Annotated in this window: 11 protein-coding genes; 3 read left to right on the top strand and 8 right to left on the bottom strand. The window is 65.9% G+C overall.

The window, feature by feature from the left end:
- The first annotated feature begins 243 nt into the window (after positions 1-243).
- Positions 244-1,566, top strand: a complete 1,323-nt coding sequence (locus tag AC1MFI_RS15565; RefSeq protein ID WP_479817987.1) for a DUF2254 domain-containing protein — start codon at positions 244-246, stop codon at positions 1,564-1,566.
- Between the two features lie 68 nt (positions 1,567-1,634).
- Here the strand turns inward: AC1MFI_RS15565 and AC1MFI_RS15560 are convergent, their stop codons facing one another.
- The 6 genes from AC1MFI_RS15560 to AC1MFI_RS15535 all read right to left on the bottom strand — a co-directional run bounded on the left by AC1MFI_RS15560 (position 1,635) and on the right by AC1MFI_RS15535 (position 7,821).
- Positions 1,635-2,396 carry a hypothetical protein gene (locus AC1MFI_RS15560; protein ID WP_479817986.1) on the bottom strand — a complete coding sequence of 254 codons (762 nt, stop codon included), beginning with the start codon at positions 2,394-2,396 and terminating at the stop codon, positions 1,635-1,637.
- Positions 2,396-2,920, bottom strand: a complete 525-nt coding sequence (locus AC1MFI_RS15555; RefSeq protein WP_479820912.1) for a DUF421 domain-containing protein — start codon at positions 2,918-2,920, stop codon at positions 2,396-2,398. Before AC1MFI_RS15555 ends, AC1MFI_RS15560 begins: the two co-directional genes overlap by 1 nt.
- A 338-nt stretch (positions 2,921-3,258) precedes the next feature.
- Entirely contained in the window at positions 3,259-4,506 is a 1,248-nt protein-coding gene (locus AC1MFI_RS15550; protein WP_479817985.1) for a cation:proton antiporter domain-containing protein, read from the bottom strand.
- 310 nt (positions 4,507-4,816) lie between these two features.
- Complete coding sequence (locus tag AC1MFI_RS15545; protein WP_479817984.1) at positions 4,817-5,512, bottom strand: potassium channel family protein; 696 nt, start codon at positions 5,510-5,512, stop codon at positions 4,817-4,819.
- A gap of 376 nt (positions 5,513-5,888) precedes the next feature.
- Positions 5,889-6,968, bottom strand: a complete 1,080-nt coding sequence (locus AC1MFI_RS15540; protein ID WP_479817983.1) for a hypothetical protein — start codon at positions 6,966-6,968, stop codon at positions 5,889-5,891.
- A gap of 58 nt (positions 6,969-7,026) precedes the next feature.
- Positions 7,027-7,821 (bottom strand): hypothetical protein, encoded by a 795-nt coding sequence (locus AC1MFI_RS15535; RefSeq protein WP_479817981.1) that lies wholly within the window; start codon positions 7,819-7,821, stop codon positions 7,027-7,029.
- A 275-nt stretch (positions 7,822-8,096) separates the two neighbouring features.
- Between AC1MFI_RS15535 and AC1MFI_RS15530 the strand changes: the two genes are divergently transcribed.
- Positions 8,097-8,705 (top strand): DUF1440 domain-containing protein, encoded by a 609-nt coding sequence (locus AC1MFI_RS15530; protein ID WP_479817980.1) that lies wholly within the window; start codon positions 8,097-8,099, stop codon positions 8,703-8,705.
- 97 nt (positions 8,706-8,802) lie between these two features.
- Positions 8,803-9,615 carry an SDR family NAD(P)-dependent oxidoreductase gene (locus tag AC1MFI_RS15525; protein ID WP_479817979.1) on the top strand — a complete coding sequence of 271 codons (813 nt, stop codon included), beginning with the start codon at positions 8,803-8,805 and terminating at the stop codon, positions 9,613-9,615.
- 83 nt (positions 9,616-9,698) lie between these two features.
- Here AC1MFI_RS15525 and AC1MFI_RS15520 read toward each other — a convergent pair whose 3' ends face one another.
- On the bottom strand, positions 9,699-9,914 hold the full coding sequence (locus tag AC1MFI_RS15520; RefSeq protein WP_479817978.1) for a hypothetical protein: 216 nt from the start codon (positions 9,912-9,914) through the stop codon (positions 9,699-9,701).
- Positions 9,915-10,076: 162 nt separating this feature from the next.
- Positions 10,077-12,548, bottom strand: coding sequence for an OpgC domain-containing protein (gene opgC / locus AC1MFI_RS15515; protein WP_479817977.1), 2,472 nt, complete (start codon positions 12,546-12,548; stop codon positions 10,077-10,079).
- Positions 12,549-12,830 lie beyond the last annotated feature (282 nt).

Here is a 12,830-nt window from a genome sequence, read left to right as displayed (position 1 = left end):
GCCGGTACGCCCTCGATCAGCGAGGGAGTACCGGAGTGTGCACCGCCTCCCCTGAACTGATCAGCCGCGGCGGCCCGAGCGGGTGCGGATCCCTTCGCCTGGTGCGCGAGTGGCAGCGGGGGCGCCGGGCCCCGTCCCGCACCCTTGGTGGTCCTCAGGCAGCCCTCGTGGACAGTATGGTTGCGGTTCGATGGTTCCGCTGGTGAACGACAAGGATGAGGAGGTCGATCCAGGGTGAGTCGTATGGATGGGCAGTCTGTTCGGGAGTCCCTCCGAGCCCAGCTGTGGCCGGTTCCGCTGGCTGCTGTCCTTGTCGCACTCGTCCTGGGGCAGGTTCTTCCGTTCCTGGATGAGCGCCTCGATGACAGCATGCCTGTGGTCGTGTCGGGTGTTCTTTTCGGCGGGGGACCCGAGGCGGCACGGTCGTTGCTGGAGACGATCGCGAGTTCGACGATCACGGTGACGTCGCTGACGTTCTCCCTGACGGTCGTTACCCTCCAGCTGGCCAGCAGCCAGTTCTCCCCGCGCCTGCTGCGTACCTTCACCAGGGATCGGTTCGTCCATAACACGCTCGCGTTGTTCCTTGCGACGTTCGTCTTCGCTTTGACCGTGCTCAGAAGCATCCGGGTGGAGAGTAGCGCCGGCGCCGGCTTCGTCCCGGAGATCGCCGTCACCACCGCGTTCATGCTGACCGTCGCAAGCGTCGTGGGGCTCGTCCTGTTCCTGGCTCACCTGGCGCGGCAGATCCGCGTGGAGACCATGCTGCGCGATGTGCACCGCGAGGCAGAGCACACGCTGAAGCGGATCTACCCCGACCAAGGATTCAGGGAGAATCAGGAACGGCTTTCCCGCTCCGGAGGCCTACCGCTGCGGGCCCCGCGCTCAGGCTTCCTCACCCGGGTCGACGAGTACACCCTCCTGACCAGTGCTACCCGACGGGAGGTGTTCGTCTGCGTCGACGTCAGCCCCGGAACCTCCCTGGTCGAAGGCATCCCGGTTGCCCGGATGTGGAGCACGGATGGGGCGCCACTCGACGACGGACGAGGCGAAGAGGCAGCGCAGGAGGTGCTTGCGGCGTTCAGGACCGGGTTCGAGCGCACCTCGACCCAGGACCCGTCCTTCGGTCTTCAGCAGCTCCTGGATGTCACCGACAAGGCGCTGTCTCCAGGGGTGAACGACCCCACCACAGCCGTCCACGCTCTCAGCCACATCTCCGCGATCCTCTGCTCCCTCACCGGCCGGTCCACAGGACCACGAACGCTCACCGATGGTGAGGGGAACGCCCGGGCGCAGCTGACGCTTCCGACGTTCACCGGTCTCCTCGAACTCGTGATGGATCAGCTCATCACCTACGCGTTCAGCGATCCGCGCACAGCCGCCCGGACCATCGACATGCTCGCGGAAATCACCCTCAGCGCCACCCGCGCCGGCTCACTGGCCGACCTCACCACCCCGCTCCTCGCGCAGATTGAACGAGTGCGGACGTCGATCGATGGTTCACCCTTCGACGCGGTGATTCAGCACGATCTGACGAACAGGCTCACCGGCATAGAGCTGTGGGAATAATCTGCGGCCCTCAACGACCGAACCCTTCCGGAAGCCACCGCAGGTGGTTCTGAGCCGGGGCGCCCCGGTCACGGGTGTTCAGTCGTCGATGGCTGGTCGGGTGAGGGTGAGGACGGGTCGGTTCCGCGCAGGAAGAAGGCACCGAGGGATCCGGCGAGAGTGGCGAAGACCGCGACCGAGTAGACAGCAAGGATCACCTGCAGGATGCGGGCGAAGGACGTTGTGGGGGTGAGACCGCTGCCGGTGATCGTCGCCATCGCGGACTCGAACAGGGCATCGGCATAGGAAGCGTGGGTGCCTGTCGCGTACAACAGCTGGCTCGAGGCGAGGATGACGACCGCTGTCACGGCCGCCAGCCAGCCGATCCGACTCGACAGCAGCCGCCCGGCTGATCGTGAGCCGCGGACCCCTGCGGAGACGATGCCGCCGAAGCGCGCGAAACGGGCCAACCGTACGAAGCGTAACGCCTGCAACGCACGGAAGAAGCGCAGGAACGGTACCAGGAGGAACACGACCTGCCACCAGTTCTTCTTCCAGAACGTCCGGCTGAACCCGGCGATGTAGGCCCTGAGCAGGAATTCCGCGACGAACACCGCCCAGAACACCCATCCCACCACGGTGAAAAACAGGACCATGCCGTTGCTGGTGGCCAGGATCTGCCCGAGCACCACGAACAGGAAGATGACGCCCAGGATGCCCATGGGCTTGTCCAGACGATCTGCCACGGCCTCAGCGCGGAGCAGGCCCGTGTCCCGCCCCGTCACCGGTTCGTTCACGGAGTCGACTCCGACGGTGCGTCCGGCAATGCCTCGACCATCAGTGCTGGCCATCACTCGTGTTCGCGGGGGTAGCCGTCGATGCCGCGCATGGCGGAGCCGCTACCGAGCTTTTGCATCGGGATGACACTGAGTTTCCCGTTGGTCTCCAGGACGACGGCGGCAACTGAGGACAGATCCCCGGTGCCGGTGCTGCGCACCGCCTGCAGGACTTCGGACTCGGTAAGCCGATTCCGGCGGAGCTCGTCGAACTGCAATCGCCCATTCACGACGAGGGCGGTGGGTTTAGCGGTCACCGTGTTCCTTGCGCCGGGCCAGCGCGCGGAAACCCAGGCGACGATCAACTGCAGTCCCGCGAGGAGGAGGAGAGCAGCGAGTCCTTCGGCGTAGGCGACATCGGAGCTGAGCAGGATGGTCGCGAGGGTCGATCCCAACGCGACGGTGACGATGAAATCGAAAGCGTTGAGCTGGCTCAGAGTCCTCTTGCCGGAGAGCCGCAGAACCCCGATGAGCGTGCCGTAGGCGACTGCTCCCACGACAAGGACCCGGACGATGTCCGACCACGAGTCAAACCACATCGTCGCCACCCCCGCGTCCACTGATGGTGCTGTCCCCGGACCTGGCCGGCGGGAACCTCCTTGCAGCTATGGTGCTGGGGTCAATCATCAAGTCCTCCTCCGACGCAACCAGCGCAGACCTTTGAAACACTGCTCCGACAATACGCTGCGACGAGGAGCCAGGTACGACCACCGGATTCTGCTCCGGGTCGGATCAGCGCCTCCATCACGCTGCGTGGCGGAGGGCGGCGTCGGCAAAGGGCGGCCTTCTCCCTTTTCCCGCTGCAACGACGACCGACAGATCACACCTGCAGAGGCCTTCTGCCGGGAGACGGTTCTCAGCCGTGGATGGCAACGGACTACGCGTCGGTTTCCCTTTGCTCCTTTACCTGTGGTTCGTGGTGCTTCAGCCAGGCGCTGAAAGGTGCCGAGGTGAGCCCGTGGACCAGTACGGATACGGTGATGGCCAGGGTGGCGTAGACGAAGATCTGGTGGTTACCGGTGTGGCGTTCGGCCAGGGTCGCATAGAACAGCGCGGAAACTCCCACGGGCGCGAACCAGCTCAGGAATGCTGTTTCGGAGCGGTCGTGAATGCCCTTGAACAATGGCCGCAGCGACCACGTCGTGACCAGCCTGCGCAGTAGCACCGCGGCAGCGACCACCACGGGAGTGATCCAGCCGAGCGCTGCCCATTCGCTGATCGGCAGCGCTACTCCGAGAAGGAGGAAGACCGGCAACAGGAATAGCCGTGCCACGGCGTCGTTGACCTTTTCCTCCTGTGCTTCCTCACGCGGGGGGATGACCTGACCGAAGACGGCCACGCCCACGAAGACGGCCAGGAGGGCATCGGTGCCGATGAGTTTGCCGGCCCCGAGCAGGAGTAGGGCCAGGGGCACGATGAACGCCAGGTAGGAGCTTTCCTCCATGAGGCCTTTGGCCTGCACGAGGACGAAGGCCTTGCCCAGCAGGTACCCTGCGATGAATCCGACGACGGCGGCGCCGAGCACTTCCCACAGCAGGACCTTCGTCAGCAGTTCGTGCCATGCCTGCTCCGGTTCGGTGATCAGCAGGACGGGTAGCATCACGAACAGGTAGGCCAGTCCGTCGTTGAGTCCGCTTTCGGCGGAGAGGTTGTGTCGGACCCGTTCGGGTACCTTCTGCTCGGCCTGGGACCCGGTGACGATGGGAGTGGTGACCACCGGATCGGTCGGGGTGATGATCGCCGCGAGCAGCAGCGCGACCAGGAACGGTACGCCCAGCCCCCACGACAGCACCCCGGTGGCGACGACGAGCATCAATGCCATGCCCAGGCCGATGATGACGGTGATCCACCGGGCGTTGTCCCGCCAGTAGCCGTGGGGAAGGCGTAGTGCCACTCCGGCCAGGCCGACCGCGAGGGTGATGCGGGCGGTCTGCTCGAGCAGTGTGCCGGTGGGTACCCCGAAGTCCTCCATCCGCAGCAGGCCCAGGGCGTGGGGTCCGATCAGCACCCCGAACACCAGGCACAGCAAGGGCCCGGGCAGGCTGGCACGCTGCAGCGCGGTGGAGAAGGCAGCGAACACGAGTAGGGCGCCGGCGAACAGGGCCAGCACCACGTTGATATCCATGCCGATCCTCGATTCTCCCTGCGGGCTCCGGCCCACACACGCGCACCGGTTCCGACTTCACCGGTTCCATGGGGTTCACCGTAGCTTTCCCGGGGAGGGCCTGCCATGAACAAATCGGCGGGCACGCAAGGAGGGCCCGTGCGGGTACCGCTTCGGCCGGCCAACGGGCGAGGAGGAACGGGAGCCCGCGTGAGACGTCGCCGTGGGCGCCGTACAGCTCGGCCGGCAAGCAGCTGGAACTGCCATCCGCTAGCGCCGGTTGTCACGCGGGCAGGACCGTGCCTGGTCGGAGATCCTTGGTGCCCAGATGTCACTGCTGGGGAGGGTGTCCCTGGTCGGACATGAAGGAGGTGAAGATTTCCTCTGGTGAATCTCCCGGGAGGGAGAACTGTTGTGTGAGATGTTCCGCGAGGTCATCCAGGGCCGCCTGCAGGATCAACCCGTTCAGCCGTAGCTCAGGGGTGGGCGCGTTTCGTGCGGTGCTGCTGAGCGTCATCGCATAGGGGACGGAGTGAGCCAGGGACATCCGGGGATCGGTCTCCCGGAAGTAGTAGGTAACCGCGTTCTGTGTCATGTCCACCCGCGCTGCGGTGATGCCAGCGGCGACCTCTTCCACGACGCGGCTTCCCGCTGAGGCGCCGAGCTCGTTCAGGCTGTCGGCGTATCGGTTGTCCTTCAGCAGGTGCAGCCGGATGGCCAGAGCGCGCCTGCGTGCCAGCGCGGGGTAGACCTGGCTGAACCAGGACAGCGCTGCGGTAAGGAGGGCGAAACCGGTCAGGGCCTGGATGGGGGAGAAGAGGCGGATCCAGGGTTGGATGGGAATGACATCGCCGTACCCGACAGTCGCCAGCGATACCAGCGAGATGTAAAGAGCCTCCGCGAAGGTGTTGTAGCGGTCCGGATCGAGACCGGGTGAATAGCTGAAGCCTTCCGGGATGTGGGGGTAATAGATGAGCGCCCACCCAAGAGCCTGCAGGAGAGCCCACATGATGATGACCGCGACCATGGCAGCTGGACCGGCAATGTGACCGAACCGGTGACCGGACGTTCTTGAGAGCCTCCACGCCCCGGCAACGATCCGGTGACTGAGCCAACCTCTCCCGCTGGGGTGAAGCAGGGTGTGGAAGATGTCATTGAGGCCCACGGCCGCCACCGCGATCCCAAGGATCGTCAGAAAAGCATCCATGGCAGCGTTCACCTTCCTTTCCAGCAGGGTGCGGGAACCTCCTCGGCGTGGTTGACCGGGACCGGAACGACAAGGCTACTGTGGATCGGCTCTGGTCTCCCACCGGTCCCGTCATCATCCATGGATCAGATGCCGAAGCCTGCCGCCGGGCGATGCCCTTCCACCTTCCTTCGACGGATGATCCCAGGGACAATTCCTAGCCATCTCCGCGGTGAGCGGCATCATCAGGAGGATTTCCGGTGTCGGAGAGTTGTCTGCGCTGGTATTCGCGCCGGCTGTAGGTGGCTTCCCGGATCGCAGTGTCGCTGTCGAAGTTGGATCCCAGGGCGCCGGCGAGGGTGCCGAGGGAAGCAGCCAGCCAGGAGAGGTGCCCGTAGTCGAGGAGGGTGACGGAGTGACCGAGTTCGGAGTGGAGGTAACTGGCGGCGATGACGGCCAGAGCCACAAGGAAGAGCGCGGCCCACAGCAGTACGTACATCATGGCCACACCGAGCCCCACCGTGATGAGGGTCGACACGTTGTCCCACAGCGCGCGGCGTGGCAGATCGGCGCTCCGGACCCGATTCCACAGACCATTGCGAACAATCAACCATCCGCTGAGCGCACTGATCACCACCAGGGTGATGACCGCCAGCCGCACCGGATGGAGGGCATCGGACATGTTCCAGATCGAGGCATAGAAGATACCGAAAGCACCTGTCGCTGCAGCCGCGGCCATGCACCCGGAAAGGGCTGATAGCAGGCGTCCGGGCCTGTTGTTGTGGACCATGCCGGCCAGTAGCCGTACCCTGTTGGCCGGTCCGGGCACGACGATGTACGAGGTGTCGGTGTCCTCCGGGGAGAGCACGCGGTAGGCGATCGTGCTTCCCAGTACCCGTGTGATCGTCGCCGGGGGCGGAAGATCCCCGCGACCGTGCATGGACACTATGAGGGCACTGATGAGCTTCAGGGTTCTGGCGCGGAGGCGCCAGGTGCCCAGAGTCGGCAGGGAGATCAGGATCGCTTGATCGGGTACGCTCACCTCGCACACCATCGGTTCGTCCTCGAAGGTGCGGGGCAGATCTGTCAGGTACACCACGTACTCCCACCGGTGCTCGTCGCGCAGCCGGCCCGCATAGTCCAGTAACGGTATGTCTCCGTCCACGGTCAGCGGCAGGGATGCGCGGCTGACCTCTGTTTCCCAGTGCACGCCAGGAGCAGCAGCATCTGCGAGATCCCGGGAGAGCTGTGCACCGAGCGAGGAAGCTACTTTCTCCGGCAGGCCTGGGTCTGCCATCAATCCCACTGTCAGCCTGTCCATACGCTGATCCGTCGTTCGTTGCGGGAGGAGCGCATCAGGTGCTGAGGGCGGTGATGGTGCCGAGGAGGACGGCGTAGAGGACGAGGCCGATGGTGAACCAGAGGAAGCTCGAGTTCCGGTTCGACGGCAGTTCTTCCTTGAAGACGTTCAGCAGGATGGATCCTCCCAGAGCGGCGGTGAGCAGGGCGACCACCAGGGTGCTGTTCGGCGCGAAGAGGGCATCCAGGGCCCATCCGGCGATCAGTGCGGCAGCGAGGACGATCCGGCCTGAGCGCTGGAACCGGTGTCCGTAGTGTTCCTCCAGTCCACGGTCGGTGAGGATGAAGTGCAGTCCCATGGCGACGGTGAACAGCAGGGCGAACAGAATGCCGGTCTGCAGTCGAAGGGCCATCGTGTAGGTGATCAGTACGTTGTAGACGACGAAGGACCCGAGGTGGAGCCAGTACGCGCCGTTGGAGGGCGCAGTCCTCGCACCGTCGCGCAGGCCCTGGCGGGAGGCCATGCGCTCCAACCCGTAGAACACGGTGAAACCGGCGAGGGCCACCACGAAGATCCCCAGGTCGAGGAGGGGAGTGACGGTGACCGTGTCCTCCAGCGCCTCACCGATCGCCTCGTTCCCTTCGGCGATGTCCGGAAGCAGGTGCAGGAAGACATACGCGACCGCGAGGCCGCCGGCGAAGGAGCCCGTGTAGCGCTCTGGTACCAGAGGCAGCTTCCGGATCCTCGGGGCCAGCAGATGCAGGACCGAGAGCACCACGGCCAGCGCGAGGGCGCCCAGCAGGCTCTGCCCGGTTGTCATCTCCATGTTCACGGCGTCACCGGCTTCCACGTCATGTCCACGACCGTACGTGATCGAGGAGTGCCGCGACGTCCTGGGAGAGGTAGGAGGTGGACTTGCGCTAACTCGGGGCACGCTCATCCGAGGGCTGACTGCTCCATCCTGTTTTCTGCCGTCTCCTCCGACCAGAGGTGGTGATCGTCCGCTCGGGTAGCAGCAGGACATGCGTCAACACCGCGCGGGTTCGAGTTCTGTGGACCGCTGGAGGTGCGGAGCAGCTAACGTGGTCCGGAACTGAGGAGGACTCCTGCGGAAAGGTGAGGCACATGACGAAAGCCGGCCAGATCGAGTCGGATGACGACGCGCCCTCGGGGCAGGACACAACGGACATCCGAGGAACACCTCGTACAACACGCGGTGGGCGTTCCTCCGGTGGGATATGTGCGAGCCTGCTGCTCGGGGCCGCTGCTGGTGCTGCCGGGGTGTGGGTGATGGACCGGGTCGGCTGGGTCATGTACGACAACGAGGAATTCTCAGCACTTCAGCGCGAACACCGTGCCCGCCCGGGAAACCTCGACGTGGCTCATGCCGCAGCGGATAAGGCAGCCGCGCTCGTCGGGCGCCGGCTGCCGGCTCAGCCGAACATCGCCGGGATGGTGGTGCACTACGCCTTGGGCGTCCTGCCCGGCGCCGCCTACGGCGTGCTTCGACGCAGGGCCCCGGCAGTGCGGGCCGGCAGCGGAGCAGCCTACGGTCTGGCACTGTTCGCGATCATGGACGAGACGGCCGCGCCCTTGCTCGGCATCGCAGCAGGCCCGAGCCGGTATCCATGGCAGGCCCACGCACGCGGCGCAGTCGCTCACCTGGTCCTCGGGGTGACCACCGAAGCAGTGCTCCGGATGACCACACGGACCGGGCGTGCATCCCGCCCATGACCTCGTTCCGGCGAGGAGCCAGAGTGATCCCGGTCATGGCATCGGAGGCCCGTGCCGTGGATACCGCCGCAGAAACCATCATCGGTAAGGACGACGTATGGACATCGACAACAGGACCGGGGTGATCACCGGTGCCGGTAGCGGCATCGGACGATCCCTCGCCATGAAGTTCGGGGAACACGGCGGTAGCTTGCTGCTGGTGGGCCGGCGCCGCAGCCCCTTGGAGGAAACGGCGCAGATGGTGCGTTCTCTCGGCGGGCAGGCAGAGGTGCTGGCTGCTGATATCACCGGACCAGGAGCCGCCAGGAGGGTCGCCGACGCCGCCCGACGGCGCGGCCCGGTGGACCTCCTGGTGAACAACGCAGGGAACGTACGAGCAGGGCGCCTGGAAGATCTGCCGGAAGAGGATGTGCTGGCCATGATCGCCCTCAACCTCACCGCGCCGATCCTGCTCACACGGGCACTACTACCCTCCCTCAAGGAGGCAGCTTCTCCGCGGGGGAGTATCCTGCTCGCCGTCTCCAGTGGCATCGCCCTCACCGGTCTGCCCTTCTACACGGTGTACGCGGCAACGAAATCCGGTATAGCCCACTTCGGCGAGGCCCTCAGGCGGGAACTGCATGGCACGGGCGTCCATGTGGCCACGGCTTACCCCGGTGCCACGGACACGGACATGATGACCAGTTCCACCGCCGGTGAGGATCTCGGCTTCGGACGCAGACCGGTCGAGGACGTCGTCGACGAGATCTTGGCAGGGTTGGGTGCCGGCCACCACGAGATCAACACGGCGGCAGCCACCCGGCGCACGATGCAGGACCTGAACCGGAGTGACCCGCTGGCCGTAGACGCCATGCTGGCACCGCGCCTCGATGCCCTCGAGGATGCTGTACGCACCCACCGCAGTATCTGATCCCCGCATGACGGCTTGCGCCGAACGACGAGTATCCGCTACTTCCTGTCCGGAACATGACCTTCTCCCTGGTATCCGGGCGCTCACCGCCTGGCTGCGTCGGAGGGCACTTCCTCGAGGATGAGCAGGGCCGTTGCGATCAGCTGTGGCCGGATCAGGTGCCAGTCCAGGCTGTTGCCCTTCATCACCTTCGATGCCACGGCGAAGCCCAGGGCGGCCGAACCAGACGTTGCGGACGACCGCGGCGAACCCGGCGAGTAGCTCCACGCGGTCGCCCACCGCAGGCGCTGCAAGAGCATTGTCCTGAGATCCTCGGGCGGCAGACCGATCGCCAGGATCTCGCGGTGGACGCTTGAACGACGTCACGTCGATGAGGACGGTGCACGTGTGGGCACGGCGGTATGCCTCCCGGCAGATTCGCCGCGAGCTGTCGGTCGGTTGCCTGTCATGGGGTGGATGCATCAGCGGGGGACGATGCGGAACAGGAACCGGGTTCTCACCATGACCCACAACAGGATGAGGATCACCGCGTAGGCGACCGTGTTCAACCAGACATCCCCCTGGCGGAGAGCGGGGATGTTGGTGGCGGCGAGGATCAGGAAGACGTGGAGGATGAACACGTACAGGGTCGCCTGCCCCAGGGGTATCAGGAACCATCCCAGTATCCGTTCGAGGGGTTTCCAGTAGGCGGTGAGCAGGGCATACCCGGCGATCACCACCAGCAGTACGTTCAGCAGCCGTCCGGGTCCCAGGTAGGTCCGTGCAAAGAAGCTGTCGTAGACGGCACGGAAGGTCTGCTCGGGCAGCAACGCCAGCCGGACGTCGTAGGCATTGGTGAAGTACGTGCTGGTCGCGGAGAACACGGCGAGGGCGACGGCGAGGAGTACGCACGCCCATAGCAGGAGCCTCCGGCGCCGGTGGGAGAACCAGGCCACGATGTGGCGGCGGTAGTAGCCGGCGGTGATGCCCAGGACGAACAGCACCTGCCAGACCAGCAGGGGAAAGGAATCCTCGAACTGCGACGGCAGAAGCCTGATCTCTGTGGTGAAGCCGACTGTGTAGAGCCCGAGACTCGCTGCGAGGACCAGCCACACGAGGCCGCGACTGAGCGCGAGCAGCACGAGGGGGCTGATGGCGAGCAGGATCACGTACAGGCCCATGACGTTGAACTGCCAGGGCCCGATCTGCAGCAGGAACAGATCCGGGATGAGGTGTGCGGGGACGGGGAACCGGAACAGTCCATCCATGCCGGCGTAGAGGTCATAGACCGTTCCGGCGCCTCCGGTGCCGGCCGCTCCCGTGCCCTGGTCCGTGAACGTCGTCACGGCCGTGGCGTCGAGGAAGGGCAGTCGGCTCAGTGCCAGGACGAGGAGAACCACGACCAGGGCGGTGACGTAGAGCTTCCATGCCCGTTTGCTCGTACGGTCCACGACGTCGCCCAGCTGGTCCTTGATCCTGGGCCCGTAGACCAGGCCGAGGACGGCGCCCGAGAGCAGCACGAAGAGCTCGGCTCCGGAGACGACCCCGAGGGTCTCCTGGGTGAGGAGCTGGAACAGCGAGGTGAGGCCGACGTGGTTGACGACGACGAAGACGATGGCCATCCCGCGCAGCATGTCGATGCGCGTGTCCCGGGATTCTGTACCGGCATACGCCCAGCGCCGGACGGGACGCCAGCGCGGCAGCAGGCACAGGACCAGGGCCGCGGCCACGGCGGTGCCGGCCACGGTCCAGGCAACCGGCGCATGCAGCGTCGTGCCTGTGGCCGGTGGCGCCACGCCCTCCAGGACGGCTGGGGCGACGACAGGTCCGGTCACCGCTCCGCTCTCGGCCACCTGCCGGGCGAACGCGCCTGCCAGATCCGGTTCGGCGGTGACCCGCCACTCCACGCCGACCGTCCCTTCCTGGCGTTGTTCGACGGTCTCGTTCCACACGACGGCACCGATCAGTCCATAGCCGTCACCCGGCGCGGCCAGCACCTGTTCCCACCATGTGCTCTTGATCTCGCGTTCCGAGGATCCGCCGCGGACGTCCGAGCTGTAGAAAGCCGCGGTCTCCACCATCAGCCGGCGGCCGTGCCCGGCAGCGTATGCGGCGTAGAAGTTGTCGTCCGTCGCGGGACCGGTCGATGTCGCGGGCCCGAGCAGGGCCTCGAACTCGCCGGGCTCGGGAACCGCGTTCCGCACGGAGGTCTCGCCGGTCTCGTCGTGGTAGGCCGACAGGCCCACCCAGTCCACGACCTCGTCGCCGGGATAATAGGGTGCGTAGGCATCGTCATCGAGATCCCACACCCCGTTCCCATCCGTATCGAGCGACCCGAGTGCCCCGCCTGCGGGTCCTGTCCCGGACGGCTCACGGAAGGGGTAGTCCTCGGCAGCGGCGGGAGACCACACCATCACCGGGTCCTCGAGTTCCTCGTCCATCGCCGCTGCAAGAACCCGGAATGCGTCCCGGTATGCCTCGGGCTGTTGCCCCCACGGCACCCACGGAACGTTCATCTGCGGGGCGAAACGAACGAACACCCTGCCCTGGTAGCCTTCCGCGACATCGGCGATCTGCGCGGCCAATGCCGAGGCGTAGGGATCGTCGACGTCGTCCAGTGCGACGTCGGGGCGGACCGTGAGGAGGGCATGAGCGCCCTGGTCGGAGATCTGGCCGAAGTAGGCGCGCAGGTAGCCCTGCTCCTGGTCGCTCATGGGCAGCGGCACCGTCCGTCCATAGATCGCTGCCGGCGCTCCCAGGCGCCGCGCGTGGGCGGCGGATGAATCGGTGGCCCAGTCCAGCAGGGCCCCAAGGTACGGGCCTTCCAGGGGTTCCTGCCCCACCCCGACCCTGCCGCCGGCGCTCGCAGGCGCCGCCGCGACCGTCAGCAGTGCCAGCAGCAACGCCATGCATACCGTGAGCACCCGTCCGTGCCCGGACCCCTGACCGGTCATCCGTTCGTCCCTCGCGATCGTCCGAGACAGGCCGTCCTGTCCTGAGTGGTACTTCTGCCCCTGGGGGTTCGGAGGGCTAGGCGGCGACCGCTCGGCGAGGGGCACCGTGCGCCTGATGTGCCCCCGGATGCCCTGGGCAGGTCACACGACCAATGGCGAGTACCTTCATCCTGCGGGCACCACGACGCCGGAATCCCAGCAGCGCACACGCGACACTGCGTATCATCCGCCTGTCCTGCCTGATTGCCGCTCACCGTGTTCTCCTGGGACGTGGGGAGTGCG

Source organism: Arthrobacter sp. BC5 (genome assembly GCF_056680255.1).
The sequence above is the reverse complement of the archived record's forward strand: the minus strand, read 5'-3'. Positions and strand labels throughout refer to the sequence as shown.